Genomic DNA, 25543 nt, shown 5'->3' on the forward strand with positions numbered 1-25543 from the left:
CCACGGAGCCGGTCGCGCTGGAAGTCCCGTCAGAGATTCCCGTCAGAGACTCCCGTCAGAGATTCCCGTCAGAGCTTGGTGACGTCCAGGTCGCCGTCCGCGTACTGCCGACGCAGTACCTTCTTGTCGAACTTGCCGACACTGGTCTTGGGCACGGCCGCCACGATGGCCCAGCGCTCGGGCAGCTGCCACTTGGCGATGGTGCCCGAGAGGAAGTCGCGCAGGGCGGCGTATTCGAGGCTCGCGCCTTCCTTCAACACGACCGTGGCGAGCGGGCGTTCGCCCCACTTGTCGTCGGGGACGGCGACGACCGCCGCCTCCGCGACATCCGGATGGGCCATGATCGCGTTCTCCAGCTCGACACTGGAGATCCACTCTCCGCCCGACTTGATGACGTCCTTCGCGCGGTCGGTGAGCGTCAGGAAACCATCGGAGGTGATCACACCTACGTCACCGGTCTTCAGCCAGCCGTCCGCGCTGAACTTGTCCTCGGGCTTGAGCACCTCGTTGCCCGCGCCTCCGTAGTACGCGCCCGCGATCCACGGTCCGCGCACCTCCAGCTCGCCCGCGGACTCGCCGTCCCACGGCAGGTGCTCGCCGGCGGGGCCGACCAGGCGGGCCTCGACTCCGGTCGGGAAACGGCCCTGGGTGAGGCGGTAGGCGAACTCTTCGTCCGTGCCGATGGACTTGGCGGGCGGGCGCGCGACCGTGCCGAGCGGTGAGGTCTCCGTCATGCCCCAGGCGTGACAGACCCGCATACCCAGCTTGTCGAAAGCCTCCATCAGCGAGGGCGGGCAGGCCGAGCCGCCGATGGTGACCTGGCCGAGGGAACTGACGTCACGCGGCTTCGCGGTGAGTTCGGCGAGCAGGCCCTGCCAGATGGTGGGGACGGCGGCCGCATGCGTCGGCCGCTCCGTCTCGATCATCTCGGCGAGCGGGGCGGGCTGCAGGAAGCGGTCCGGCATCAGCATGTTCACGCCCGCCATCAGCGTGGCGTGCGGCAGACCCCAGGCATTGACGTGGAACTGCGGGACGACGACGAGCGTGGTGTCCGCGTCCGTCAGGCCCATCGACTCGCTCATGTTGACCTGCATGGAGTGCAGGTAGATGGAGCGGTGGGAGTAGACGACGCCCTTGGGGTCGCCGGTGGTGCCGGAGGTGTAGCACATGGCGGCGGCCGTACGTTCGTCCAGCTCGGGCCAGTCGTAGGCCGTGGGCTTGGCGGCGATCAGGTCCTCGTACTCATGCACCTGCGGCTGGACTCCGGCCAGCGGCGAGCGGTCGCCCGGACCCGTGACCACCAGGTGCTCGACCGTCGGCAGCTGCGGCAGAAGGGGCGCGAGCAGCGGAATGAGGGAGCCGTTGACGATGATGACCCGGTCGGCCGCGTGGTTCACGATCCAGGTCAACTGGTCGGCGGGCAGCCGGAGATTGAGGGTGTGCAGGACGGCCCCCATACAGGGAACCGCGAAGTAGGCCTCGACATGCTCGGCGTTGTTCCACATGAATGTGGCGACACGATCGTCCCCGGCGACTCCGAGGTCATCGCGCAGCGCGTGCGCCAGCTGAGCCGAGCGTTCACCGATCTCACGGAAGCTGCGGCGCTGTGGCACCGCCTCGCCGGTCCACGTGGTGACCTGCGACGACCCGTGCACGGTCGTCCCGTGCCGGAGGATGCGGGTGACGGTCAGTGGTACGTCCTGCATCGTGCTCAGCACGGCGTCCTCCCGGTGGGCGCGCGGCATTCATCCGGGGCGGCTCCCGGATGACCTACCTGGCAGTAGGGCTTGCCAGATTCTTGCTGCATACCGCACGGTATGTCACTAGTGCGGGAGAAGAAAGGTCCGAGGGAACACCCGGGAGCAGGACCGACAGTGGTCCGAGGGCAAGTACAGCGGCGGGTTCGGCCGGGGGTGCTGCGGTATGGCGGCGGTTACCTGACCGGTGTGAGCTCCGGGTCCTCCCGCAGCTTGCCGAGCGCACGCGACACCGCGCTCTTGACAGTGCCGATGGACACCCCGAGCACCTCTGCCGTCTGTGCCTCGCTCAGATCCTCGTAATACCGTAGGACGACCATCGCCCGCTGCCTCGCGGGCAACTTCATGATCGCGCGCCACATCGCGTCCCTGAGCACCTGCTGCTCGGCCGGATCCCCGACCGGCGTCACCTCGGGCTCGGGCAGCTCATCGCAGGCGAACTCGTCGACCTTGCGCTTGCGCCACTGCGAGGTCCGGGTGTTCAGGAGGGCCCTGCGCACATAGCCGTCGAGCGCCCGATGGTCCTCGATCCGGTCCCACGCGACGTACGTCTTGGTGAGCGCGGTCTGCAGCAGGTCCTCGGCATCGCTCGGGTTCGCCGTGAGCGAGCGCGCGGTGCGCAGCAACACGGGCTGACGTGCCCGTACGTAGGACGCGAACGATGGATACGCCGAAGGACTCGCTGTCCGCGTCGCGGCCTTCGATGCGCTGGTGCACATGGGCACCATGGATACGGTCATGGCTCCACGCTAGAAGCGCCCCCTACTTCAGCGGATCGGCCGCAGGTCCCGAAGCGGTGTCCGCCTCAGGTTGTACGCGGGGTGGTAGCCCCACCTCCTGAAGGTGGAGGAGGCGCGGCAGATCCCTGAGGGTTCACCCCTGAGAACGCCTCGCTCCGGCCCTAGCCGATCCGCGCCGTCGGCGCGTGCACGAGGTTCCGGTCGATCATCAGCGTGCGCCCGCCGTGCCGCTCCTTCACGTTCCCCGCGTACTGGTGAATGCGCCGCCCAGGGCGCCAGGCGTCCTGCCGCAGGACACGCTCACGGTACAAGTGCGGCCGAGTGTGCCAGCGCGCGAACCACATCACCGCAGGCAGGTCCCGCACCCCTGCCCGCCGAGCGGTCTCCATGTGCCGTACGCCGGAATCCGCACTGCTGTAGAAACCCGGCACGTATCCGTATCTGCGCACCTCCCTGTCCCACGCCCGCACGAAGGCCAGCGTGATGTCGCCGCACTTCTTCTTCCGGTAGGTGTATGCCTCCATGTCCAGATAGAGCGGGCTGCGCCGCTGCATACCCAGTGCCTTCGCCTTCCGTACCGCGTCACGCCCCTCCCGTGTCCCCTGTCGCCAGGGGTGCCGTCCGATGCGTACGTCCTTCTTGTGCTTGGCGTTGACACAGGGCGCCTGCGAACCCACGTACACCGGCAGCACCTTCCACCCCATCCCCCGCACCGCCCGCATCCAGCCGCTGGTCAACCGCGGCTGGCGATCGCACGCCCTGCCGCGGCCCGCGTAATAGACGCCCACCGCTTGGTAGTCGGAGGCCGTCCAGCGGCGCATCGTGTCCGCGGACGGGGCGAGGCAGGTGTCGAAGGCCCAGCCACGGAAGGCAGGGGCCATGGCCTCGGCCCCGGCCCCGGGTCTGCCGGCCGTGGCGCCCGTCGGTGCCACACCCAGGGCCAGAGCGGTCAGAGCAGTCAGAGCGGTCAGAGCGACGGCGGGGGCAAGTCCCCTCATCAGCTTTCGGCAGCGCATACGCCGAGTGAAGGCCCCAGGGCCCGCTGTCCGCCGGGGACACGCGTCGCGTTCAGCCGTCCGCCGCCAGAATCAACCCCGATGTAGGGACACCAGTGCCCGCCGTGACGAGAGTGCGCGAGGCGCCCGGTATCTGGTTCACGGATGTGCCGCGCACCTGCCTGACCGCCTCCGCTATGCCGTTCATCCCGTGCAGATACGCCTCCCCGAGCTGCCCCCCGTGCGTGTTCAGCGGCAGCCTCTCCTCCGCCACGAAGTCCGCCGCCTCACCCGGCCCGCAGAAACCGAACTCCTCCAGCTGCATCAGCACGAACGGCGTGAAGTGGTCATAGAGAATGCCCACGTCGATCTCGGCCGGGGTCAGCCCCGAGCCGCGCCACAACTGCCGTGCCACCACGCTCATTTCGGGTAGCCCGCTCAGGTCGTCCCGATAGAAGCTGGTCATCTGCTCCTGCGCCCGCCCCGCCCCCTGAGCCGCCGCGGCGATCACCGCGGACGGGTGCGGCAGATCCCGGGCCCGCTCCACACTCGTCACGACGATCGCCTGCCCGCCGTCCGTCTCCTGACAGCAGTCCAGGAGCCGCAGCGGTTCGACTATCCAGCGCGACGCGGCATGCTCGGCGAGGGTGATCGGCTTCCCGTGGAAGTAGGCCGCCGGGTTGGTCGCCGCGTACTTCCGGTCGGTGACCGCGACGTGGCCGAAGGCATCGGGGGTGAGGCCGTAGGTGTGCAGATAGCGCTGGGCCGCCATCGCGACCCAGGAGGCGGGGGTCAGCAGCCCGAACGGCAGGGACCAGCCGAGCGCCGCGCCCTCCGCCGACGGCTCGCGGTGCTGCACACCCGAACCGAATCGCCGACCTGAGCGCTCATTGAACGCCCGGTAACAGACGACGACTTCGGCCACTCCGCTCGCCACCGCGAGGGCCGCCTGCTGGACGGTCGCGCAGGCCGCGCCTCCCCCGTAGTGGACGCGCGAGAAGAACGAGAGCTCCCCGATCCCGGCCGCCTGCGCGACGGTGATCTCCGGGTTCGTGTCCATGGTGAACGTGACCATCCCGTCGACGTCTGAGGGACTCAGCCCGGCGTCGTCCAGCGCGAGGCCCACCGCCTCCACGGCGAGCCTGAGCTCACTGCGCCCCGAGTCCTTGGAGAACTCGGTGGCCCCGATCCCCACCACGGCGGCCTTCCCGCCGAGGCTGTCGCGCGTGCGGACGCTCATGCCGCGCCGCCTGTCGCGCCTGCGGGTGCTGGATGTGCCACGCCCAAGGCCGGGACCGCGACCGTGACCGTGCCGGTGACGTGCTTGCCGATGCCGTTGGCCCCGACCACCCTGATCGTCGCCGTATCGCCCTCGACCCGCTCCACGCTGCCCTTCAACACCATCGTGTCCCCTGGGTAATTGGGCGCACCCAGCCGGATCGCCACCTTGCGGAGAGTCGCCCCGGAGCCGAGGTGATCCGTGATGTACCGGCCGACAAGGCCGTTCGTGGTCAGGATGTTCATGAAGATGTCGGGGGAGCCCTTCTCCCGTGCCGCCACCGCGTCGTGGTGCACGTCCTGGTAGTCCCGTGACGCGATCGCACCGGAGACGATCAGCGTCCGGGTGACCGGGATGGTGAGCTCCGGCAGCTCGTCACCGACCCTCAGCCCTCTCTCCTGCTCCCTCATACCGTCTCCTCCGCCGCGCTCTTCCCGCTCTCCAAGCCCTTCGACTCTTCCAAGCCCTTCGACTCTTCCGAGCCTTCCGCGATCAAGGCACCCATTTCTGCGAGGACTTCACTCCCAGACCCCAGATAGGCGTCCAACTGCCGCCCCCACAGAAAATGCCGGTGCACAGGGTGATCGAGGTCGGCCCCCATACCGCCGTGCAGATGCTGGCCCGCGTGCACGACACGCTTGCCCGCCTCCGACGCCCACCACGCGGCGGTCAGCGCATGTATGACGTACGGGAGGCCGGTGTCGCGCCGCCAGGCCGCCTCGTATGCCGTGACCCGTATCGTCTCGGTGTCCATATGGGCGTCCGCAGCCCGGAGTTGCACCGCCTGCTTCGCCGCGAGAGGCCGCCCGAACTGCTCCCGCTCATTCGTGTGGGCGACCGCGCGGGCCAGCGACCCCGCGCACACTCCGGCCTGCAGCCCCGCGAAGGCCGTGCGCGCGCCGACCAGGACGTCGTCGTACGCACCGTCACCGCCGATCCGCTCCCCGGGCGCCCCGTCGAGCACCAGCCGCCCCGCCGCCCACGGCGCGGTCAGCTCCACCGGCTCGGTCACCGCGTCGGCGACCCGCACTCTCCACAGGCTGTGGCCGCCCCGCGGAGCGGAATCCCGCACCGCCACCAGGACCTCCGTGGCATCCCGCAACCACGGCACCCACCCCACCTCACCGGTCAGCGCCCCCTCACCGGAGACCGCCACGCCGCCCCGAGCGGGGAACGCCCCCGTCGCGACCGCCGTACCGTCCCGCAGCCCTGGCAGCAGCCGCGTCCGCTGCTCCTCCGTGCCATGCGCCGCCACCGCGAGCAGTCCATAGACGCAGCTCGCCGCGAACGGCACCTGCGCCGTCACCCGCCCTTGCTCCTCGAGCAGCAGTACGAGCCCGAGCAGCCCGACATCCTCCACCGCGCCCGGCAGCCCCGCCGCGCACAGCGCCTTCCACAGCTCGGCATCCGATCCTGTCCCGGCCGCCGCGAGCCGCTCCGGCGTGGACAGGTCCCCGAAGATCTCTCCGGCGAGGTCCCGCGCGGCGGCCTGCTCCTCCGTGGGCATGAAGTCCATGTCAGGCCCCGCCCTCTGCCGTGCCGGTCATGCCCTCGACCGCCCGGAACACCGGCAGTTCCAATTCCTCGTCCACCCACTGGAATTCGAGCCGCACCTGCTGCCCGATCCGCACCTTGTCGCTGGGCACGCCCACCACATTGCTGACCATGCGCACGCCCTCCGCCAGGTCGATGAGCCCCACGGCGTAAGGGGGGTCGAAGGCGGGGAAGGGCGGATGGTGCATGACGACGTACGAGTAGACCGTGCCCTCGCCGCTCGCCTCGACCGTGTCCCATGCGAGCGACCCGCAGGCATTGCAGCCGGGCAGCCAGGGGAAACGCAGTGTCCGGCAGCCGCCACAGCGCTGGATCAGGAGCTCGTGCCGCGCCACGCCTTCCCAGAATCCGGCGTTGTCCCGATTGATCACCGGGCGGGGTCGCTTGCTCTTCGGCATGGGCGCATTCGCGGCCTGCTGCCGCTGCGCGGGAGCGTACTTGAGGATCCGGAAGCGATGCGTCCCCGCCGGCTCGCCATCCGCCCTGATGTCCATCCGCGTCGTGACGAAGTGCCCCGTGCCCAGCTTCGTCGTCTTGCGCTCCGACACCGACTCGATGACCGCGTCGAACGTGATCTCGTCACCTGGCCGCAGTGCCCGCAGATACTCCTGCTCGCAGTCGGTGGCGACGACCGAGGTGTACCCCGCGCCGTCCAGGAGCGCGAACAGCTCGTCGTACGCCGCCGAACGCCCTTGATGCCCGGAGAGCCCGCCCATCGTCCAGGCCTGGAGCATGGTCGGCGGAGCGGTCGGATCGGCCCCCGCATAAGCGGAGTTGGTGTCTCCCATAGCCTCGCACCAGTGCCGGATCATCGGCTCGTTGACCGGGTCCTTACCCCTGCCCGATGTCGCGGCCGCCCGGCCCTCGAACACCTTCAACGCCTCGTACGAGAGGGAACTCATCGCCGCCCCCTCCGCATCCCGAGCCGCATCGTCGCCACGATCTCCCGCTGCACCTCGCTCACCCCGCCCCCGAACGTATTGATCTGCGCCGCTCTGTTCATCCGCTCCAACTCCCCCTCACCGCCGGCGCCGAGCGCCAGGGCACCGGGCGAACCGGCCCGCACCAGACCCGCCTCGCCCGTCACTTCCTGACATATGCGGAACACTTCCACGGCCGATTCAGTTCCCGCGAACTTCACGCCGCTCGCGTCTCCGGGCGCCAGTCGGCCTGCCCCGACCTCCCCCACCAAACGCCAGTTGAGCAGGCGCGTTGCCGCGAGGCGCGCCTGTGCTTCGGCCAGTCTGGATCGGACCCACGGGGCGTCAATCCGGCGTTCGCCCGTCACTGGATCGGGTGTACGGGCGGAGGCGAGGGCCGCGGCGTAGAAGTCCTCGGCCTGCATACCGATCGCGGCGAGCGCCACCCGCTCGTGGTTCAGCTGGTTGGTGATGAGCCCCCAGCCGCCGTTCTCCTCACCGACGAGGTTGGCGGCGGGCACGCGGATACCGTCGTAATACGTCGCCGTCGTCGTCAGGCCACCCACGGTCTCGATCGGCGTCCACGAGAACCCGGGTGCCCCGGTCGGCACGAGGATGATCGAGATGCCTTGGTGTTTGGGGGCCTCGGGGGCGGTGCGGCAGGCGAGCCAGATCCAGTCGGCGTTCTGGGCGTTCGACGTGAAGATCTTCTGCCCGTCGATGATCCACTCGTCGGCGTCGCGCACCGCCCGCGTACGCAGCGAGGCAAGGTCCGTGCCCGCTGACGGCTCGCTGTACCCAATCGCGAAGACGAGGTCGCCGCTGAGGATGCGCGGCAGGAAGGAGGCCTTCTGCTCCTCGGTGCCGTACTTCATGAGGGTCGGCCCGACGGTGTTCAGGGTGACCATCGAGACGGGGGCACCCGCGCGGTAGGCCTCGTCGAAGAAGACGAACTGCTCGTCGGGGCCGCGCCCCTGGCCGCCGTACTCGACGGGCCAGCCGAGACCGAGCTTCCCGTCGGAACCGATGCGCCGCAGCAGCCGTCGCTGCCCCTCCACGTCGGTCCCTTCGGGAGGTCCTCCCGGCATCAGATCGCGGAAGTACGCGCGCAGTTCGGCACGTAGTTGCTGCTGGTGTTCGGTGGGGGCGAGGTGCACGGCGGCGGCCTCTCCTTCGCGTACGGGCGTCGCACCGACAATGGTTTCTGACTGTCCGTCAGAAACTGTCGTGGTGTCAAGAGATCACGCCGGATACCGAGTCCACCAGGTGCCGAGCCCACCGGATGTCGGGTCCACCGGATACCGGGTCCACCGGATACCGGGTCCACCGGATGTCGGGTCCACCGGATACCGAATACGAGGACGGATCGCCCCTGACCGGGAGGCGGGCCCGGAACACGCCTGCGCGGCGGTGCAGAAGCACCGCCGCGCAGACCCCTCACACACCCCATCGAGCAGGCCCCAGGAACAGCCCCCGGAAGGCCGTCACTTCACCAGAGCTGCGTGAAGTCGACCGCGATGTTCTCGTTCGACTGGTCGATCGCCGTGAACGCGGAGCCGTTGACCTGAGCGGTGTTGTTCTGGTTCGAGGCGCCCGAACCGACCGCCTGCTGCTGCGATGTGGACGAGTTGCCGTGGTTGTTCCCGCCGACGCCGCTGCCGTTGACAGTCGCCACGCCCGCATTCGATCCGTCGTTCGCGAAGGCGCCGTTGTCCGCCATCGCGACACCCGAGAAGAGCGCGGCTGCCAGGGGCAGGGCCGCGGCGGCAGCGATGACGCGGGCGGTACGGATGCTTGCCATGTCAATTCCTCCAGAACGGGGGGTACGCACCGGCACCATGCCGGGAGCACCTGAAATACGGCTTGTTCCAAGGCGGTTGGCCGACCGCCCCGGGGTTCTGCACGACGTCGCGAGTCCAGAGTTGCCCACCGAATCCCCGGCGAACCACCCCGGAAGCCCTGATTCCCCCGCAAGCGTGAGGACAAGTCGATAAACATGCTTCGCGCCCTCAAAGCCCCAGCTCAGCCCTCGACAACCCACCTAAACCCAGACCCCGCACGCGCTGAACCGTTCCGGCACTTCACGAAGAAGATCGGCCGCTTCCGCGATTCGCCCGCGCGCCGCCCCACCCCCTCTTCCTTTCTTCGAACACTCGTACGAAAATAGAGGCATGGCCACCACCGCCCGCCATGCCACAGCGCTCGCACTCGCCCACGCCCTGTCCGCCGCCGAGCGCGGCCTCGCCGTCATCCCGCTCTCCCGCACCAAGCTGCCCGCACTCCGCTCCCCCCATCATGAACAGCCCGAACCGCACCCCTGCCACGGCGAATGCGGCCGCCTCGGACACGGCGTGTACGACGCCTCGTCCGACCCAGGCCGCATCCGCGAGCTCTTCGCCGCCGCCCCCTGGGCCAGTGGCTACGGCATCGCGTGCGGACTGCCCCCGCACCATCTGATCGGCATCGACCTGGACACCAAGTCCGGTACGGACGCGTCGGCCGCCCTGCGGGAACTGGCGCTGCGCCACCTGTTCACGATCCCGGCCACGGTCGTCGTGGTGACCCCGAGCGGCGGCCGCCACATCTGGCTCGCAGGCCCGCCCGACGCCGTCGTGCCCAACTCCGCGGGCCGCCTCGCCCCCGGCATCGATATCCGGGGCGCCGGCGGCTATCTAGTAGGCCCCGGCTCACGCACCGAACACGGCGTCTACAGCACCGTGCCCGGCACCGCCCACCTCCCTCCCGCAAGCTGCCCGCCCGCACTGCTCCGCCTGCTCACGCCCCCGCCCCGTACACACCACGCCGAACCTGCGCAGGCACCCGCCCAACACGGCCAGGGCCTGGTCCAGTTCGTGCTCGCCGCACATGAGGGCCAGCGCAACACCCGCCTCTTCTGGGCCGCCTGCCGCGCCTACGAGAACGGCATCGGCGAGTCCCTGGCCCTCGATCTCACCGATGCCGCGCTCCGGGTCGGCCTCACGGAACGCGAGGCCCGCTCGACAATCGCGTCGGCGGCGCGGCTGACAGGCCACGCATGACAAGGGGCACGGGTAAGGGGCACCCGCAATAGCGGACGCCCCTTACCCGTGCCCACTGCGACTCTCTAGCCGAGCATCGAACGCACCGCCGCGCGGTCGATGTTCGTCAGTGCGCGGACCAGCTTCGGGGTGAGGAAGACGATGGCGAGACCGACCAGGGACGCCCCGGCGATCTGCAACGGCGACTCCAGGTAGTACGCGTGGCGCTCGCCACCGGAGGTGTAGTCGAACACCCGGTAGCCGGGCCAGTCGAGGTAGCGCGGGAACACCCAGGAGTACGCCGGCAGGAGCGCGACCACCCAGCCGGTGACCAGGAAGGTCACGCTGAAGACGAAAGAGACAACCCGCGACGGGAACATCACGAACTGGAAGAGCAGCGCCCGCCAGCCCGCCCCGTCCGAGAGCCGCGCCCGCATACCGGCCCACACGCCCGCGTCCCGCGGCGTCTCCACGGCAGCGGGACCGGCGACGTCGAGCCCCAACAGCGCCCGCGCCCGCCCCCGCTCAGCGCCACCGAGCCCACGCGCCACGGCCAACGCGGCCGCCAGGACCGGCAGTCCGAGCACGGTGACGAACAGGCCCATTCCGAGCGAGAACATCGTCACGGCGAAGGTGAAGCCCCCAATGGCGATGGGCAGCGACGTCAGTGTGTAGCCGATCTCCCGGTACGTGGAGGCGGCGAACGGCGCCCGCCAGAAGCCCGGGGATCCCGCGGACGAAGGAGCGGTGGGAGCGGTGGGAGCGGCTGCGTAAGGCAGTGCACTGGTGCTCATGGCGGGCCTCGAATCTTCGCGGTGGGGACGTGCCGTGCTGACGCCCTCTACGTTCGCGAATCCAAGCCGCCGCCGGCATCCGGCGACCTGGCCTCTCGGGGGTGGCGCTGACACCACCCCTCCATAAGGCCGAAGGCCCACCCCGGCCCGGACCAGGCAACGCAAAAGGGGCGCCCGGAAACTCCGGACACCCCTTCCCATCAGGTCTGACAGACCCTGCAAGCGGTGGGTGTGGGATTTGAACCCACGGTGACTCTCGCCACGACGGTTTTCAAGACCGTTCCCTTAGGCCGCTCGGGCAACCCACCCCGCACCGCCGGTTAGGGCGGTGCGGGGACAAGAGTAGCGGGTCAGCTCTCGCCCTTGCGCTGGCCCAGGACCACGTCGGCCGTGCGCTCCTTGCCGTCGCGCTTGTAGGTGATCTTTACGGAGTCACCCGGCTTGTGGGTCCAGATCTGGCCGATCAGGGTCGGGCCGCTGTCGATCACCGTGTCGTCCAGCTTCGTGATGACGTCGCCGGGCTTGAGGCCCGCCTTGTCCGCCGGGCCGTTCGGGGTGACCGCCTGCGAGCCGCTCGCGCCCTGTTGGGTGATCGTGGCGCCGCCCGTGCTCTCCTCGAGGGAGACCGAGGCGCCGATCACGGGGTAGACGGCCTGGCCGTTCTTGATCAGCTGCTGAGCGACGTACTTGGCCTGGTTGACCGGGATCGCGAAGCCCAGGCCGATGGAGCCGGACTGACCGCCGCCTCCGCCGAGGCCGCCGCCGCTCTCCGCAGGCTTGATCGCGGAGTTGATGCCGATGACCGCACCGCCCGCGTCGAGCAACGGGCCGCCGGAGTTGCCCGGATTGATGGAGGCGTCGGTCTGCAGGGCGCTCATGTACGAACTCTTGCTGCTGGCGCCGTCACTCGAGGTCACCGGGCGGTCCTTGGCGCTGACAATGCCGGTGGTGACCGTGTTCGAGAGGCCGAAGGGGGCGCCGATGGCGATCGTCGAGTCACCGACGGCCACCTTGTCGGAGTTGCCGAGGGTGAGCGGCTTCAGGTTCCCGGGCGGGTTCTTGAGCTTGAGGACCGCCACGTCATAGCCCTCGGCGCGGCCGACCACCTCGGCGTCGTACTTCTTGCCGTCCGAGAACGTCACCGCGAGCTTTCCGCCGTCGGCCGCGGAGGCCACGACGTGGTTGTTCGTAAGGATGTGGCCCTGCTTGTCGTAGACGAAGCCGGTGCCCGTGCCTCCCTCGCCATTGCCGCCCTGCGCCTCGACCGTGACGACGCTCGGCAGCGCCTTGTTGGCGATACCGGCGACCGAGCCGGGCTCACGCTTGAGGTCGGCCGGGGTGTCCGACGCGGAGACCGTCGTCGAGCCCGTGCTGTTGTCGTTCCGGTCGGCGGCCCAGAAGCCGATGCCGCCGCCCACTCCACCCGCGACCAGGGCGGCCACGAGCACCGCGGCGATCAGACCACCGCGTCGGCCCGCCGGCTTCGGCCCTTCTGGGTGCTGCGCCGCATACGACGCGCCCCACCCGGACCCGGAGTCTCCACCGTGGGCGTACGCAGGCACAGCGGGCGGCGGCGGAGGCGGCCAGGCTCCCTCGCCGGAGGCGTGCGGGGCCTGCGGGGGCGCACCGGTGGCCGCTCCCGCGTACGCCGGGGCCTGGGGAGCCGCCGGTCCTTGGGCGGGCGCCGCAGCGCCGGGTGCTGCGGCATCGGGCGCTGCGGGGGCGGCGGAAGCAGCGGGAGTTTCCACCGGCACAGGAGGCGCTGACGGGGCCGGAGGTACCTCGTTGCCCTCGTTCTCGGTGCTCACAGCTCTTCTCCTCGGTCCACGCTGTCGTTCTCGGTCACGGCCTGGCTGTGCCCAACTGTGCATCTGTCTGCAGTCAGCTTTTCCCATGGGCTGTCAGGGCACCATAAGCCGATCCTGTGGATCCGGCGCTGCGTGTGCCCTTCCTTGGGCAAGCCTGTGAGTACCCCGTGATGGCACCATGACGCGGTGACCCTCGCACGACAGCAACAGATCCAGGTCGTCGCCCACCGCGGAGCCTCCGAAGACGCCCCCGAGCACACGCTGGCCGCGTACAAGAAAGCGGTCGAGGACGGTGCGGATGCCCTCGAATGCGATGTACGCCTCACCGCGGACGGGCATCTCGTCTGCGTCCATGACCGGCGCGTGAATCGCACGTCGAACGGCCGGGGAGCCGTATCGGCCCTGGAACTCGCCGACCTCGCCACGCTCGACTTCGGCTCCTGGAAGCGCAACCACGGTGAGGCCGACGAAGGCCCCGACTGGGAGGACACCTCTGTCCTGACCCTGGAGCGGCTCCTTGAGCTCGTGGCCGAAAGTAACGCCTCGGGGCGCAACGTCCAGCTCGCCATCGAGACCAAGCACCCCACTCGCTGGGCGGGCCAGGTCGAGGAACGGCTCCTCCTTCTACTGAAGCGCTTCGGTTTGGATGCCCCGCCCCCAGAAGGCGCTGAGGGCCCCTCCCCCGTGCGCGTCATGAGCTTCTCGGCGCGCTCCCTGCACCGGGTGCGGGCGGCGTCCCCCACACTGCCGACCGTCTATCTGATGCAGTTCGTCTCGCCCCGGCACCGCGACGGCCGTCTTCCCGAGGGCGTACGGATCGCGGGCCCGGGGATGCGGATCGTCCGCAACCACCCCGCCTATGTGGCCAAACTCAAGCGCGCGGGTCACCAGGTCCACGTGTGGACCGTCAACGAACCCGAGGACGTGCAGCTCTGCGTGGAGCTCGGCGTCGACGCGATCATCACCAATCGCCCCAAGCAGGTGCTGTCCCAACTGGGCCGCCGCTAACGGGAGCCCCGTCGGTTACAGGGTGTGCACCGGCGCGTTCGGTCCGTATTCGATCGTTACGAGTGCGTCACCGTACGAAGGTTGGCCGGTTTCCGGTCCAGTCCATTGGGGCATTCACACCGTGGCGTGGGGCGAAGGAGGTCTCGGGGGTGGCGTTGGTGGTGGCACGGGAGGTGCCCGCGTCGTCGAGCATGGCCGTACCCCATGGCCCGGCGGGCGTGGGGGAAGCAAGGCACCGGATGCGTGATCAGTTGCGCATGAACGGGGTGCCGGAATCGGTCGTCGACGATGCGGTACTGGTCCTTTCGGAATTGCTCAGCAATGCCTGTCGGCACGGCAGGCCGCTGGGCGAAGGAATGGTGGGCGACGGTGATGTCCGGGCCGCCTGGCGCGTGGACGCGACAGGCCGGCTGACCGTCGAGGTGACGGACGGCGGTGGCCCGACCCGCCCCGCCCCGGCCACGCCCTCGGTCACCGCGCGCGGCGGTCGTGGGCTCAACATCATCACGGCCCTCGCGGAGACGTGGGGCGTGCGCGACGACACCCACGGCGAAGTCACGGTATGGGTCGTCGTACAGGCCGGGCACCGCCCTGAGGACTTCGCTACGCGCGTCGCGGCTCCATCGGCCGCCGCCGCGATCCCCGAACTCGCGTACGCGGACCCGTTCGACGACCGCGACTGACAGTGGTGACTGACAGTGGTGGCTGACTGTCGCGGTCGACAGTCGCGAGTGACAACCGCGACCGTTGACGGCAACTGACGACCGCGACCGCGTCAGGCTGAATCCCGGCGCCCTAGGGGCAAGCGGCTAGGCTCGCGCCCGTACGCCCAAGACGTACGAAGAGCCACGCTGGAAAGCCGCATCCGGGAGACACCCAAGATGGCCAAGAAGCGCCCTCAGACCAAGGGCAAGCAGCAGTCGCAGCTGACGGACGGGCAGGTCCCTGTCGTCGGTGCCCGCGAGCCCTGCCCCTGCGGTTCGGGCCGCCGTTACAAGGCCTGTCACGGCCGGGCCGCCGCACACGCGGTGACCGAGCTGGTGCAGCGCCCCTTCGAAGGCCTGCCCGGCGAGGGCGACTGGGTGGCTCTGCGCGAGCTCGTCCCGGCGGCCACCGTCGAACTGCCCCTCAAGGACGGGCTGCCGGACGGCGTGCCCTCCGTATCGCTGGCGACCGTACTCCCGATGGCCTGGCCCGCCCTGCGCCGCGACGACGGCTCGGTCCTGCTCGGCCTGCAGAACGACACCGCGTCCGGCGACATCAGCCGCGACCTCGCCGACACCCTCCAGCGTGCCCTCACCGCCGAGCCCGGCTCGCCGGTCCAGGCCCGCCGCGCCCCGGCCGACGGGCCGCGGCTGCAGGACATCCTCGACCCCGACGGCGCGTTCGAGCCGATCGTGCACCCGGGCTTCGAGTTCTGGGTGCCGGATTCGGAGAACGCGTCCACGGAGGTCTCCGCGTCCCTGGAGCGGGCGAACGCCGCCGCCATCCCGACCGTGAAGCTCTCCGGAGTGGACTCCGCGTACTGGTGCGAGACCCCCGAGAAGAACCACCTGCGCTGGGTCATGCCACACCCCGAGGAGCAGCTCCTGGACGCGCTCGCCCGGCTGCACGCGGCGGGTACGTCGAGCCTCGGCGAGGACACACGCCTGGTCGGCTCGTTCCGGGCGCACGGTCTGACGGTGCCGGTGTGGGACCTGCCGAGCGGAATGGGCGCCGAGGACATCGAGAAGCCCGCCGCCGAGTTCGCCGAGCGGCTCGCCGCGGCGCTCGCCACCGATGCCCCGCTCACCCCGGAGGAGCGCCGCGCGCGCGGCGGTCTCACCAACCGCCAGGTGACGCTGAGCTGACCTACCAGTCAGTCGGAAGCCGGCGGGGGAGGAATGGGTGACTCCTGTCACAACTCCCCGTTGCCGCAGGTAAATCCCTGTCCGGATATCCGAGATCGAATTTGCCAAGAGCAGATCTCTTGTTACCGTTCAGGTAGCCCGGTTGCTGGTGCATCCCCCGTCGCCAGCAACCGGGCGCTTCCATGTCCGGCTCGGTACAGGGCCTGACCTGCGGTCTCAACTGGCCTTCGGCCGCGCCTAGTTGCTCCCTGAGCGCAAGAGCAACGGCCCGCCACTCCCGTCAGCGAACTCCACCACCGCCGAATACGCCTCGGCATTCCCCGCCGTACGCTCCCGAGGCGTCTCGCAGACCCCCGGCTCGTCCTCGGCGCCCACCGCGCAATGCATCTGGACAGTGCGTCCGGCCGGGCCCATGCCGGTCAGTACGGCGCTCAGCTCATCACCGGTCATGTTGCGGTAGTACGTCCGCGCCCAGGTGTCGTGCCCCTGGGTCAGGACGCAGGTCTGGGCTTCGATGCCATCCGGGGATGTGAGTTCGGGACCGCACCGGGACGCGTCGGCGCCGCCGAGGCCGAGCCCCGTGAGCAGTGACGGCTTCTCCGTAGAAGGCTGTTTCGGAGTCGGCTTCTCCGTAGAGGGCTGTTTCGCGTCCGGACCCGGTGCCGGTGCCGCGTCGGCCGGGCGTCGCTCCGACGGCTTGGCGTCGGCGTCACCGTCGCCCACAGGGTCCGCGGACGCGCCGGCGAACGGCAGGAGAACCGTCATGGCCACGACGCCCATGAGCGCGATCAGGCGGGGGTTCATGGGCCCTGACATTAACGGCGTTTGAGGGGCGCCCGGCTCGCCGCGCGCCCATTTCCCCTACAACTCGGGTGCGCTCACACCCGTACGAGTGAGCGCGTCCACCACCGCGTCCACCACGGCCTCGACATCGGGCACCCAGGGCGCCGCCGAGCCGGGCAGCGGAGCCCGCTCCCAGCACACCGGTCCCTGACCCGTCCCGGAGGGCGGCAGCGCGAGATACCCGCCCTCTCCGTGGAAGCGCAGTGAGCCGGGCACCCAGTCCTTGGCGTACAGCAGCTCGCCCAACTGCTCCATGGAGTACGGCGCGACGAGCAGGAAGAGGCGGGCGGGGGTCGCCACGACCGGGCCGAGCCTGATGCCCGCCTGATCGAGCGCCCCCAGGGCGCGCGCGCCCGCGACGGCGGGCAGGCTGACGGCACACGGGGCGCTGACGCCGGTGGCGAGCACGATGGGCGCGTCCGGGCGGTTGGTCCACCACCAGCGCGCCATGCGCTCGTCGGTCGTCGCGGCCAGCAGGCCCGGGTCGAGGGGATGCGCTCCTGGCACTGTGCAGTCGGGGTCGGGGCAGGCGCAGCGGGTGCCGTCTCGCCGGTCGAGGCCGACGCCCGGCACCACGGGCCACTTCCATGCCGTCGCGAAGGTCAGGGCCGCGCCGATCGGACCGCGGTTCTGGTCAGGCTTCCCGCCGACAAGCCCGGTGAGCCCAATGAGCCCCTTGAGCCTGGACAGGAGCTTGCGTCGCCTTCCGAGGATCTCGCGCATGAGCGCTCGTTCCTTTCCGTTTACACGCCGAGGAACACGGCGGGCCACATCACACCATGTGTGGATCACTTCGCTGTGCGTAGAACAGGCGCATCACACCCCAGCCTGCGGCATGGGGAACCCCTAAGGGCCGAGCGTTAGCGTGGCGTGGGGTGGCGGTGCCTGGCGTTTGCTGTCCCGCGTACTTATTGCCGCCTCCCCCACGGGAGGATGGGGCACGGTCGTCGTGAGTTAAGACGCCCGGGTCCGTCGCCAGGTTCCGGGCGGATCTCAACTGCCCCTGGTCATCACCGAGTACGTACCCATCACGGCCGCTGTGACGCGCCCCCCGTGCCTGAGGGGCTGGGAGGTACCCCTTGCTGAACAATGCCAGTCGACCGCAATATGCCGTCACCTCGGGCAGTTTTGAGCCAAGTTACCAAGATCGCCTGTACGCCACAGAATTCCCCTGGACACCAGGAATCCCAGCTGGACAATGCTGGACATCCCCTCATCAGTGCGTGTAGATGTGGAGAACATTGCTAGCGGCGCAGAATGACATGGGGGTTTGCGATGCTATTGAGCATTACGCACCGGCCGGAAAGCCGTCAGCCATGAACGCCCCGCACCTTCCGAAAGTGGCCGGAATCGATTCAACTGTTCCGCCACCAGCCCACACTGTCTCGCCTGCCCCACAGGCCCAGAGCGCACCAACCGCGATGATCCAGGACCGGCTCGCGGGCTGGATCTCCGATCTCACGACACTCCAGGAACTCACCGAACGCCTGGCCCGCACGGCAGCACTCGACGAAGCGCTGCACGAACTGCTGCGCGCCGGAGCCGCCCTGGTCGGCGCCCGCCGCGGGCTGCTCGTCCTGGAGCCCGCCGACGGACTCGGCCCCGACACCACCGTCGGCCTCGGCCTCGCCCGCGCCGACCTCGGCCACATCGAGACGGTGCCCCGCGGCGCCACCGCCTTCGGCCGGCTCCTGGACGCGCCGCCCGGCACCACGACCGAGATCGTCAGCGCCGATCTGCTCGCCGACACGGGCCTCGACCCCCGCCACCGCGAGGTCGCCGTCAGGCTCGGCTACGGGGCGAGCTACGCCCTGCCCCTGACCACCGAGACGGTGGGCCGGATCGGCGCCGCGGTCTGGCTGTACGACGAGCCCGCCGAGCCCGGCGAGCGGCAGCGGCACCTCATCGGCCTCTACGCACGGCACGCCGCCGAGCACCTGGCGCGGCTGCTCGAACTGGACCGCGCCCGCACGACGGAGGCCACCCTGCGCGAAGAGCTGCTGCCCTCGCGCCTGCCCCGGGTCGCCGGGGTGCAGCTCGCCGTCCGGCACCGCACCTCCGCGCTCGGCGGCGGCGACTGGTTCGACGCGCTGCCGCTCCCGGACGCGGCGCTCGGCCTCGCGGTCGGCTCCGTCACCGGGTCCGGGCCCAGCGCCGTCGCCGCGATGGGGCGCCTGCGGGCCTCCTTGCGGGCGTACGCCGTGATGGAGGGCGAGGACCCCGTCGCCGTACTCTCCGATCTGGAGCTGCTGCTCCGGCTCACCGAGCCCGCGCGGTCGGCCACCGCCCTCTTCGCGTACTGCGAGCCCGCCCTGCGCAAGATCGTCCTGGCCGGGGCCGGACACAGCCCGCCCCTGGTGATCGGCGAGCGGCGCACCGAGTTCGTGGAGACCTCGCTCTCGGCACCACTGGGGATGCTCGCGTGCTGGGAGGCGCCGAGCGTGGAGATCCAGACGGAGCCTGGAGAAACGGTGCTTCTCTACACCGACGGCCTGCTGCACCGCACCGGGGACCCGATGGACCGGGCTTTCGCGCGGCTGCACGCCGCGGCGGCGAACGTGCCGAAATCCATGCGCGACGACCCGGACGCAGTCGCAGATCACGTACTGCGGACGGTCCTGCCGGAGGGGATCGACGCGGTCGACAGCGACGAGGACGTGGTCCTCCTGGCCGCCCGTTTCGAGTGAGGCTCCCCATCCCGTTCGAGTGACCTCCGCAATACGGCATGTAATGGGCCTTCCGGCTCTGGGCCCCCGTCCGTACGCCCGTACGATAGAGGGGGCCCAGTGTCGTACATAGGAGGCAGATCGTGTCGGAGGAGCTCATTCGGGAGAACCCGGAGACCCCGGAAGACCTGGAGATCGAGTCCGAAGAAGAGCCGATCAAGCAGCGCAAGAACGGCCTGTACCCGGGCGTCTCCGACGAGCTCGCCGAGAACATGAAGTCGGGCTGGGCCGACACCGAGCTGCACGACCTGCAGCCGATCGCCCAGGCCTCGCACACCGCCGCCCGCCGCGCCGCGCTCTCCGCGCGCTTCCCCGGCGAGCGTCTCGTAGTCCCCGCGGGCAATCTCAAGACCCGCTCGAACGACACCGAGTACGCCTTCCGCGCCTCCGTCGAGTACGCGTACCTGACCGGCAACCAGACTGAGGACGGCGTCCTCGTCATGGAGCCGACGGACTTCGCTGACGGCACGAGCGGCCACGAGGCCACCATCTACCTGCTGCCGCGCTCCGACCGCGAGAACGGCGAGTTCTGGCTGGACGGCCAGGGCGAGCTGTGGGTCGGCCGCCGGCACTCCCTCACCGAGGCCGAGACCGTATACGGCATCCCGGCGTCCGACGTGCGCGAGCTCGCCGAGGCGCTGCGCGAGGCGACGGGCCCCGTCCGGGTCGTGCGTAGTTACGACGCCGGTATCGAGGCCGCGCTGACCGACAAGGTCACCGCCGAGCGCGACGAAGAGCTCCGCGTCTTCCTCTCCGAGGCCCGTCTGGTCAAGGACGAGTTCGAGGTCGGCGAGCTGCAGAAGGCATGCGACTCCACGGCTCGGGGCTTCGAGGACGTCGTACGCGTCCTGGACAAGGCCGAGGCGACCAGCGAGCGCTACATCGAGGGCACGTTCTTCCTGCGCGCCCGCGTCGACGGCAACGACATCGGCTACGGCTCCATCTGCGCCGCGGGCCCGCACGCCACGACGCTGCACTGGGTGCGCAACGACGGAGCCGTGCGCTCCGGAGAGCTGCTACTGCTCGACGCCGGTGTGGAGACGCACACGTACTACACCGCCGACGTCACGCGGACGCTGCCGATCAACGGCCGCTTCAACGCGTTGCAGCGCAAGATCTACGACGCCGTGTACGAGGCGCAGGAGGCCGGTATCGCGGCCGTGCAGCCGGGCGGCAAGTACCGCGACTTCCACGACGCCGCGCAGCGCGTGCTCGCCGAGAAGCTGGTGGAGTGGGGGCTCGTCGAAGGGCCGGTCGAGCGTGTCCTCGAGCTGGGTCTCCAGCGTCGCTGGACCCTGCACGGCACCGGCCACATGCTCGGCATGGACGTCCACGACTGCGCGGCCGCGCGCCGTGAGACGTACGCCGACGGCGTCCTGGAGCCCGGCATGTGCCTGACCGTCGAGCCCGGTCTGTACTTCCAGGCCGACGACCTGACGGTGCCGGAGGAGTACCGCGGCATCGGCGTGCGGATCGAGGACGACATCCTCGTGACCGCCGACGGCAACAAGAACCTGTCGGCCACGCTGCCGCGGCGTGCCGATGACGTCGAGGCGTGGATGGCTGAGCTCAAGGGCTGAGCATCCTGCCGGACTGACCGGGTCCCTTCTTAAGAAGGGACCCGGTTTCTCGTATCCGGGGCCTGGCGCTCATCTCTGGGTCCTAGCGCTCATCCTCGCCCGCGATCTTGGCGGTGCTCAGGGCGATGCGGTTCCAGGTGTTGATGGTGAAGATCAGGGCCAGGACGTGGCCCAGTTCCGTCTCGTCGAAGTGCGCGGCCGCGTGGGCGTAGACGTCGTCCGGGACGCCGCCCCGGTCGACGCGCGTGACGGCCTCGGTCAGGTCGAGCGCCGCCTGCTCCTTGTCGGTGAAGAAGTTCCTGGCCTCGCGCCAGACGCCCACCATGTGCAGACGCGCCTCGTCCTCGCCTGCCTTGCGGGCGTCGGAGGTGTGCATGTGGAGGCAGTACGCGCAGCCGTTGAGCAGCGAGGCGCGGATCTGGATCAGCTCGACGAGGGCCGGGTCGAGGCCTTCGCGGGCGGCGGCGTCGAGGCCGATCACGGCCTTGAACGCCTTGGGGGCGGCCTTGGCGAAGTTGATGCGGGGGACGCGAGGGGCGGGCGTGAGGGTCTGTACGGCGGTCTGCGTGGCGGTCTCGTTGTTCGTCATGACCATGAATCTACGGGCGCAATAGACCTTGGATAGGGTGCATTCTCATGCCGGAATCATGGGTCAATTTGGCGGAGCGCATCGGGAGCGACCTGTACCTGGAGCTCTCCGGGGCCGGTGGCCGCCGCACCGTGCTCATCCGTGCGCTGCGGGACGCCGTGCGCGAGGGGCGGCTCGCTCCGGGCACGCGGCTCCCGCCCTACCGTTCCCTCGCCGCCGATCTGGGCATCGCCCGCAACACCGTCGCCGACGCCTACGCCGAGCTGGTCGCCGAGGGCTGGCTGACCGCACGGCAGGGGTCCGGCACACGGGTGGCCGAGCGGGCCGCGCCGCCCGCACGCACCCGGGTACCCAAGCGGGCCCCCGCCCGGCCCGCCACGCCGGCCCCGCCCACGTACGACCTGCGCCAGGGCCGGCCGGATGCCGCGTCCTTCCCGCGCACCGCCTGGCTCGCCGCGGCCCGGCGCGCCCTCAACGCCGCGCCGAACGACGCCTTCGGTCCGGGTGACCCGCAGGGGCGCATCGAGCTGCGCCGGGCGCTAGCCGACTACCTGGGGCGTGCCCGCGGGGTGCGCGCCGACCCGGAGCGGATCGTGGTGTGCTCCGGGTTCGCGCACGCCCTGCGGCTGCTGTTCGGGAGCGGGGGAGGCGGGATGCTGAAGGGGCCGTTGGCCGTGGAGTCGTACGGCCTCGGTTTTCATCGCTCCATCCTCGAGACCGCGCGCGTACGGACGGTCCCGCTCGGCCTCGATGAAGAGGGTGCCCGGATCGAGGAGTTGACCGGGAGCCAGCGGGGCAGGAGAGCGGCCCGGAGCGTACTGCTCACCCCCGCACACCAGTTCCCGACCGGCGGGCCCCTGCACCCGGCCCGGCGTGCGGCGGTGATCGACTGGGCGCGCACCCACGACGGCCTCGTCCTGGAGGACGACTACGACGGCGAGTTCCGCTACGACCGGGAGCCGGTCGGTGCCGTACAGGGTCTGGATTCCGAACGCGTCGTCTACATGGGCTCGGTCAGCAAAAGCCTCTCTCCGGGAGTCCGCCTCGGGTGGCTTGTTCTGCCCGAACACCTCATCGACGAAGTGCTCACGGCGAAGGGCGAGCGGGAGGCGTGGGCGAGCGTGACCGACCAGCTCACACTCGCCGACCTCATCGAGTCGGGCCACTACGACCGGCACATCCGCCGTATGCGGCAGCGCTACCGCCACCGCCGCGACCAGCTCGTCGCCGCCCTCGCCGCGCACGCCCCGCACATCGGCCCCACGGGTGTCGCCGCGGGCCTGCACGCCGTCCTGAGGCTGCCGCCCGGCACCGAACAGTCCACTGTCAAAGCGGCCTCCTGGCAGGGCCTCGCGCTGGAGGGTCTCGCCGATTTCCGCCATCCGGATGCCACGATGCCCGCACCCGACGGCCTGGTCGTCGGTTACTCCACGCCGCCGGAACATGCCTACGGAGCGGCGCTCGAGGCTCTGTGCAGGGCGTTGCCGCCCGGCTGAAACGGATGGGCGTCAGGCAGTGACGAGAGGCGTGTCCTCGCGCCATTTGAGGATCTTGTCGAAGCTGATCACCGCGCCGCCCCTGCCCGGCTTGTTGCCGAACTGCACATGATCGGCGAGCTCCTGGATGAGGAACAGGCCCCGCCCGTGCTCGGCGTTCTCGGAAGCGGGCACCGTGACGGGGATGAACCCCGGCCCGGAATCGGCCACTTCGATGCGGCACTTCTCGCCGTCGAGGTACGCCGTCACCCGATACGCGCCGGCCGATCCCTCGGGGACCGTCGCCCCGCCGTGCTCCACCGCGTTGGCACAAGCCTCACTGAGGGCCACTGACAGGTCATAGGAGACGTCCGGATCCACCCCCGCGGTCTCCATCGTGCCGATCAGCAGTCGGCGTGCCAGCGGGACGCTCGCAGCTTCGCGCCGCAAATGGAGAGACCACCACATGCTCATGCTCCAGCCTCCTGGCCGCGGCTCGACATACCGATACGTATTGCCGTAAGCGCCCGTGTATAAGCGCGCAGTTGACGTGATGCCGCCCATACGGCGGATGCGCGGACACCGCCGGACGGTGTAAACACGTCACCCGACCACTGCCCGTGAGCAGCCCAAAGGCGCACATTCAACACTTACGGGAATCGATGGGTACCCATCGGCATCCATGGGAGCTTGCGGACCTGCCGTATGTGGCGGGTAAGGCCAGTGCGATGATGGCCCGGCCATGACTGCCCCCCACCAGCGCGGAGCGCGCGACGGAGCCGGCCTCCGGCTGCTGAGAGCCACGGTGTTCGCCGTGCTCTGCGTCGTGCTGTCCGCTGGGGGCCATGTGCTCGCTTCCTGCGCCGCCGTCCCGCTGTGGACACTCGGCGCCGGATTCCTCGCCGTCCTCGCCGTCGCCGCGCCGCTCGCCGGGCGTGAGCGCTCGCTGCCGGGCATCGCCGGAGCGCTGGCTGCCGGGCAGGTGGGCCTGCACGCGCTCTTCGGGCTCGGCCAGCACGGCGGCACGGTGGCAGCGTCCGCCGACCCGTCCGCGGTGGAGCGGGCCGCGCGCCTGATCTGCGGAGCGGGAGCGGCGACGCTCAGCCCCGCCCAGGCCCAGCGGATCCTGACGACGGCGGGCCTGGAGCCGGGCGGTGGGGCCACGGGCCACACCATGCACCACGGCACCCGGGCCGCGGCGGCGGACACCGCGATGGACTCGATGTCGCTGTTGCCGTCGCTTCCGATGCTCCTCGGGCACGTACTCGCCGCCGTCGCCGCCGGATGGCTGCTGCGCCGCGGCGACATCGCGCTGCTCCGGCTCGTGCGGCTCTCGGCACACGGGGCGTATGGAGTCGCCGAAGGAGCGCTCGTACGTTCCTTGCGCGGGGCTCTTGGTCTCGTACGCGCCCTGTGCGCCGGGCTGCCCACCGCGCCCGGCGCGGGCCCCCGGACACCGCGTACCGCGTTCTTCGGACTACCGAAGCCGCACACCGCCACGCTCCAGCACACGGTGATCAGGCGCGGGCCGCCTCCGGCCGCCTCCGCACACGTACTCGCTGCCTGACGCGACGCACTCCACCGCAGTACTACGGAGAGGTGCCTCACGGTCGGCGGCATCCACGCGCGCGTGCCCGTGCCCGCTCGGTTCGTCGCCGCGCGCGCCCTCCCCCTGTTGATCACGCCTGTTGGTGACGCCTGTTGGTGACACCTGTTGGTCACGCCTATTGGTCATGACCACTGATCACCACAGCTGATCACCACTGCTGATCACCACTGCTGAAAGTGGAGTGTTCCCGCCATGTCTGTCCTGTCTGCTCTGTCCTCCGTGAAGGCCTCCCGCGTCTCCGTCGTCGGTGGCGTCGCCGCCTCCGCCGTCCTGCTGCTCTCCGTCCCCGCCTTCGCGCACGTCAGCGTCACGGCCGAGGGCGAGGCCGCCAAGGGCGGCTACGCCACGGTCAACTTCAAGGTGCCGAACGAGATGGACGACGCCTCGACCAACAAGGTCGAGGTCTCCTTCCCCGAGGACCACCCGCTCGCCTCCGTCATGACGGCGTCTGTCCCCGGCTGGACCGTGAAGGTCACCAAGACGAAGCTCGACAAGCCGCTCGAGATGCACGGCGAGAAGATCGACGAGGCCGTCTCCAAGGTCACCTGGACCGCCGACGGCAAGGGCGTCGAGCCGGGCTCCTTCCAGAAGTTCCCGCTCTCCATCGGCGCGCTGCCCGAGGACACCGACGAGCTGGTCTTCAAGGCCGTCCAGACGTACGACAACAAGGACGTCGTCCGTTGGATCGAGCCCCAGAAGAAGGGCCAGGAGGAGCCGGAGCACCCGGCCCCGGCCCTCGCCCTCACCGCCGCGTCCGAGGACGGCCACGACGCCGCAGCCTCGCACGACGACGCCAAGGAAGACGCCGAGTCGGACGACAAGAGCGAGAGCGCGTCCTCCTCCGACAGCAGCGACTCCACCGCCCGCGTCCTCGGCGTCGTCGGCATCGTCGTCGGTGCGGCGGGCGTCGCCTTCGGAGTGCTCGCCGGTCGTCGGCGCACCAACAGCTGAGCAACCCTCCGGGCCGCACCGGAGGCGCTTGGCCGCCCCCGGTGCGCC

The 25543-nt window shown here is 70.1% G+C and carries 24 protein-coding genes and 1 tRNA gene; 9 read left to right on the plus strand and 16 right to left on the minus strand.

The genetic code is table 11. The annotated features are described in order from the left end of the window. Positions 1-68 precede the first annotated feature (68 nt). The 9 genes from ACGFSB_RS08640 to ACGFSB_RS08680 form a co-directional block, all read right to left on the minus strand. Positions 69-1718, minus strand: a complete 1650-nt coding sequence (locus tag ACGFSB_RS08640; protein WP_393396164.1) for a long-chain fatty acid--CoA ligase — start codon at positions 1716-1718, stop codon at positions 69-71. Positions 1719-1933: 215 nt separating this feature from the next. Further along, a complete protein-coding gene (locus ACGFSB_RS08645) occupies positions 1934-2497 on the minus strand; it encodes a SigE family RNA polymerase sigma factor (RefSeq protein WP_209446289.1) in 564 nt (187 codons plus the stop codon). Between the two features lie 161 nt (positions 2498-2658). Continuing rightward, a complete protein-coding gene (locus tag ACGFSB_RS08650; RefSeq protein WP_393396166.1) occupies positions 2659-3513 on the minus strand; it encodes a DUF1906 domain-containing protein in 855 nt (284 codons plus the stop codon). Positions 3514-3565: 52 nt separating this feature from the next. Next, positions 3566-4732: a lipid-transfer protein gene (locus ACGFSB_RS08655; protein ID WP_393396168.1), complete on the minus strand. Its 1167-nt coding sequence runs from the start codon at positions 4730-4732 to the stop codon at positions 3566-3568. Continuing rightward, complete coding sequence (locus ACGFSB_RS08660; RefSeq protein ID WP_393397010.1) at positions 4729-5160, minus strand: MaoC family dehydratase; 432 nt, start codon at positions 5158-5160, stop codon at positions 4729-4731. The genes ACGFSB_RS08655 and ACGFSB_RS08660 overlap by 4 nt, the downstream gene beginning before the upstream one ends. 17 nt (positions 5161-5177) lie before the next feature. Next, positions 5178-6287 carry an acyl-CoA dehydrogenase family protein gene (locus tag ACGFSB_RS08665; protein ID WP_393396170.1) on the minus strand — a complete coding sequence of 370 codons (1110 nt, stop codon included), beginning with the start codon at positions 6285-6287 and terminating at the stop codon, positions 5178-5180. Between the two features lies 1 nt (position 6288). Beyond that, a complete protein-coding gene (locus ACGFSB_RS08670) occupies positions 6289-7227 on the minus strand; it encodes a bifunctional MaoC family dehydratase N-terminal/OB-fold nucleic acid binding domain-containing protein (RefSeq protein ID WP_393396172.1) in 939 nt (312 codons plus the stop codon). Continuing rightward, positions 7224-8402: an acyl-CoA dehydrogenase family protein gene (locus tag ACGFSB_RS08675; RefSeq protein WP_393396174.1), complete on the minus strand. Its 1179-nt coding sequence runs from the start codon at positions 8400-8402 to the stop codon at positions 7224-7226. Before ACGFSB_RS08675 ends, ACGFSB_RS08670 begins: the two co-directional genes overlap by 4 nt. Before the next feature lie 332 nt (positions 8403-8734). Beyond that, a complete protein-coding gene (locus tag ACGFSB_RS08680; RefSeq protein WP_393396176.1) occupies positions 8735-9046 on the minus strand; it encodes a hypothetical protein in 312 nt (103 codons plus the stop codon). Between the two features lie 370 nt (positions 9047-9416). Between ACGFSB_RS08680 and ACGFSB_RS08685 the strand changes: the two genes are divergently transcribed. Beyond that, positions 9417-10283, plus strand: a complete 867-nt coding sequence (locus ACGFSB_RS08685; protein ID WP_393396178.1) for a bifunctional DNA primase/polymerase — start codon at positions 9417-9419, stop codon at positions 10281-10283. 65 nt (positions 10284-10348) lie between these two features. On the opposite strand, the gene ACGFSB_RS08690 is transcribed toward ACGFSB_RS08685, so the two are convergent. The 3 genes from ACGFSB_RS08690 to ACGFSB_RS08700 all read right to left on the minus strand — a co-directional run bounded on the left by ACGFSB_RS08690 (position 10349) and on the right by ACGFSB_RS08700 (position 12864). After that, complete coding sequence (locus ACGFSB_RS08690) at positions 10349-11056, minus strand: sensor domain-containing protein (RefSeq protein ID WP_393396180.1); 708 nt, start codon at positions 11054-11056, stop codon at positions 10349-10351. A gap of 223 nt (positions 11057-11279) precedes the next feature. Beyond that, positions 11280-11364 (minus strand) — tRNA-Ser (locus ACGFSB_RS08695). Positions 11365-11406: 42 nt separating this feature from the next. After that, positions 11407-12864 carry a S1C family serine protease gene (locus ACGFSB_RS08700; protein WP_393396182.1) on the minus strand — a complete coding sequence of 486 codons (1458 nt, stop codon included), beginning with the start codon at positions 12862-12864 and terminating at the stop codon, positions 11407-11409. A gap of 186 nt (positions 12865-13050) precedes the next feature. Between ACGFSB_RS08700 and ACGFSB_RS08705 the strand changes: the two genes are divergently transcribed. From ACGFSB_RS08705 to ACGFSB_RS08715, 3 genes are all read left to right on the plus strand, one after another. After that, positions 13051-13872 carry a glycerophosphodiester phosphodiesterase gene (locus tag ACGFSB_RS08705; RefSeq protein ID WP_393396184.1) on the plus strand — a complete coding sequence of 274 codons (822 nt, stop codon included), beginning with the start codon at positions 13051-13053 and terminating at the stop codon, positions 13870-13872. 62 nt (positions 13873-13934) lie between these two features. Further along, a complete protein-coding gene (locus tag ACGFSB_RS08710; protein ID WP_393396185.1) occupies positions 13935-14555 on the plus strand; it encodes an ATP-binding protein in 621 nt (206 codons plus the stop codon). Positions 14556-14753: 198 nt separating this feature from the next. Continuing rightward, entirely contained in the window at positions 14754-15722 is a 969-nt protein-coding gene (locus ACGFSB_RS08715; RefSeq protein ID WP_393396187.1) for a DUF5926 family protein, read from the plus strand. 237 nt (positions 15723-15959) lie between these two features. Here the strand turns inward: ACGFSB_RS08715 and ACGFSB_RS08720 are convergent, their stop codons facing one another. Together ACGFSB_RS08720 and ACGFSB_RS08725 are read right to left on the minus strand one after the other, a co-directional pair. After that, complete coding sequence (locus ACGFSB_RS08720) at positions 15960-16526, minus strand: hypothetical protein (RefSeq protein ID WP_393396189.1); 567 nt, start codon at positions 16524-16526, stop codon at positions 15960-15962. Positions 16527-16583: 57 nt separating this feature from the next. Continuing rightward, the gene (locus tag ACGFSB_RS08725; protein ID WP_393396191.1) at positions 16584-17288 is read right to left on the minus strand and encodes a bifunctional DNA primase/polymerase; all 705 of its coding nucleotides are present in this window, start codon (positions 17286-17288) and stop codon (positions 16584-16586) included. Between the two features lie 539 nt (positions 17289-17827). Here ACGFSB_RS08725 and ACGFSB_RS08730 point away from each other — a divergent pair. Together ACGFSB_RS08730 and ACGFSB_RS08735 are read left to right on the plus strand one after the other, a co-directional pair. Continuing rightward, positions 17828-19252 carry a PP2C family protein-serine/threonine phosphatase gene (locus ACGFSB_RS08730; protein ID WP_393396193.1) on the plus strand — a complete coding sequence of 475 codons (1425 nt, stop codon included), beginning with the start codon at positions 17828-17830 and terminating at the stop codon, positions 19250-19252. 122 nt (positions 19253-19374) lie between these two features. Next, positions 19375-20871, plus strand: coding sequence for an aminopeptidase P family protein (locus ACGFSB_RS08735; RefSeq protein ID WP_393396195.1), 1497 nt, complete (start codon positions 19375-19377; stop codon positions 20869-20871). 82 nt (positions 20872-20953) lie between these two features. On the opposite strand, the gene ACGFSB_RS08740 is transcribed toward ACGFSB_RS08735, so the two are convergent. After that, positions 20954-21466, minus strand: a complete 513-nt coding sequence (locus ACGFSB_RS08740) for a carboxymuconolactone decarboxylase family protein (RefSeq protein ID WP_393396197.1) — start codon at positions 21464-21466, stop codon at positions 20954-20956. A gap of 41 nt (positions 21467-21507) precedes the next feature. Between ACGFSB_RS08740 and ACGFSB_RS08745 the strand changes: the two genes are divergently transcribed. Continuing rightward, positions 21508-22956, plus strand: coding sequence for a PLP-dependent aminotransferase family protein (locus ACGFSB_RS08745; RefSeq protein WP_393396199.1), 1449 nt, complete (start codon positions 21508-21510; stop codon positions 22954-22956). A 12-nt stretch (positions 22957-22968) separates the two neighbouring features. Here the strand turns inward: ACGFSB_RS08745 and ACGFSB_RS08750 are convergent, their stop codons facing one another. Further along, complete coding sequence (locus tag ACGFSB_RS08750) at positions 22969-23409, minus strand: ATP-binding protein (RefSeq protein WP_393396201.1); 441 nt, start codon at positions 23407-23409, stop codon at positions 22969-22971. A 268-nt stretch (positions 23410-23677) separates the two neighbouring features. Between ACGFSB_RS08750 and ACGFSB_RS08755 the strand changes: the two genes are divergently transcribed. Both ACGFSB_RS08755 and ACGFSB_RS08760 read left to right on the plus strand, forming a co-directional pair. Further along, on the plus strand, positions 23678-24502 hold the full coding sequence (locus ACGFSB_RS08755) for a hypothetical protein (RefSeq protein WP_393396203.1): 825 nt from the start codon (positions 23678-23680) through the stop codon (positions 24500-24502). Between the two features lie 261 nt (positions 24503-24763). Beyond that, positions 24764-25495 (plus strand): YcnI family protein, encoded by a 732-nt coding sequence (locus ACGFSB_RS08760; RefSeq protein ID WP_393397012.1) that lies wholly within the window; start codon positions 24764-24766, stop codon positions 25493-25495. Positions 25496-25543: the final 48 nt, after the last annotated feature.

Source organism: Streptomyces sp. NPDC048441 (assembly GCF_043200235.1).
Classification (GTDB): Bacteria; Actinomycetota; Actinomycetes; order Streptomycetales; family Streptomycetaceae; genus Streptomyces.

Bases quoted from the DNA above. Each gene is read 5' to 3' on its own strand.
- ACGFSB_RS08650 (WP_393396166.1), bottom strand. From the start codon at position 3,513: ATGCGCTGCCGAAAGCTGATGAGGGGACTTGCCCCCGCCGTCGCTCTG.
- ACGFSB_RS08645 (WP_209446289.1), bottom strand. From the start codon at position 2,497: ATGACCGTATCCATGGTGCCCATGTGCACCAGCGCATCGAAGGCCGCG.
- ACGFSB_RS08690 (WP_393396180.1), bottom strand. From the start codon at position 11,056: ATGAGCACCAGTGCACTGCCTTACGCAGCCGCTCCCACCGCTCCCACC.
- ACGFSB_RS08670 (WP_393396172.1), bottom strand. From the start codon at position 7,227: ATGAGTTCCCTCTCGTACGAGGCGTTGAAGGTGTTCGAGGGCCGGGCG.
- ACGFSB_RS08740 (WP_393396197.1), bottom strand. From the start codon at position 21,466: ATGGTCATGACGAACAACGAGACCGCCACGCAGACCGCCGTACAGACC.
- ACGFSB_RS08715 (WP_393396187.1), top strand. From the start codon at position 14,754: ATGGCCAAGAAGCGCCCTCAGACCAAGGGCAAGCAGCAGTCGCAGCTG.
- ACGFSB_RS08725 (WP_393396191.1), bottom strand. From the start codon at position 17,288: ATGCGCGAGATCCTCGGAAGGCGACGCAAGCTCCTGTCCAGGCTCAAG.
- ACGFSB_RS08750 (WP_393396201.1), bottom strand. From the start codon at position 23,409: ATGAGCATGTGGTGGTCTCTCCATTTGCGGCGCGAAGCTGCGAGCGTC.
- ACGFSB_RS08665 (WP_393396170.1), bottom strand. From the start codon at position 6,287: ATGGACTTCATGCCCACGGAGGAGCAGGCCGCCGCGCGGGACCTCGCC.
- ACGFSB_RS08755 (WP_393396203.1), top strand. From the start codon at position 23,678: ATGACTGCCCCCCACCAGCGCGGAGCGCGCGACGGAGCCGGCCTCCGG.
- ACGFSB_RS08655 (WP_393396168.1), bottom strand. From the start codon at position 4,732: ATGAGCGTCCGCACGCGCGACAGCCTCGGCGGGAAGGCCGCCGTGGTG.
- ACGFSB_RS08685 (WP_393396178.1), top strand. From the start codon at position 9,417: ATGGCCACCACCGCCCGCCATGCCACAGCGCTCGCACTCGCCCACGCC.
- ACGFSB_RS08720 (WP_393396189.1), bottom strand. From the start codon at position 16,526: ATGAACCCCCGCCTGATCGCGCTCATGGGCGTCGTGGCCATGACGGTT.
- ACGFSB_RS08745 (WP_393396199.1), top strand. From the start codon at position 21,508: ATGCCGGAATCATGGGTCAATTTGGCGGAGCGCATCGGGAGCGACCTG.
- ACGFSB_RS08730 (WP_393396193.1), top strand. From the start codon at position 17,828: ATGGGGGTTTGCGATGCTATTGAGCATTACGCACCGGCCGGAAAGCCG.
- ACGFSB_RS08680 (WP_393396176.1), bottom strand. From the start codon at position 9,046: ATGGCAAGCATCCGTACCGCCCGCGTCATCGCTGCCGCCGCGGCCCTG.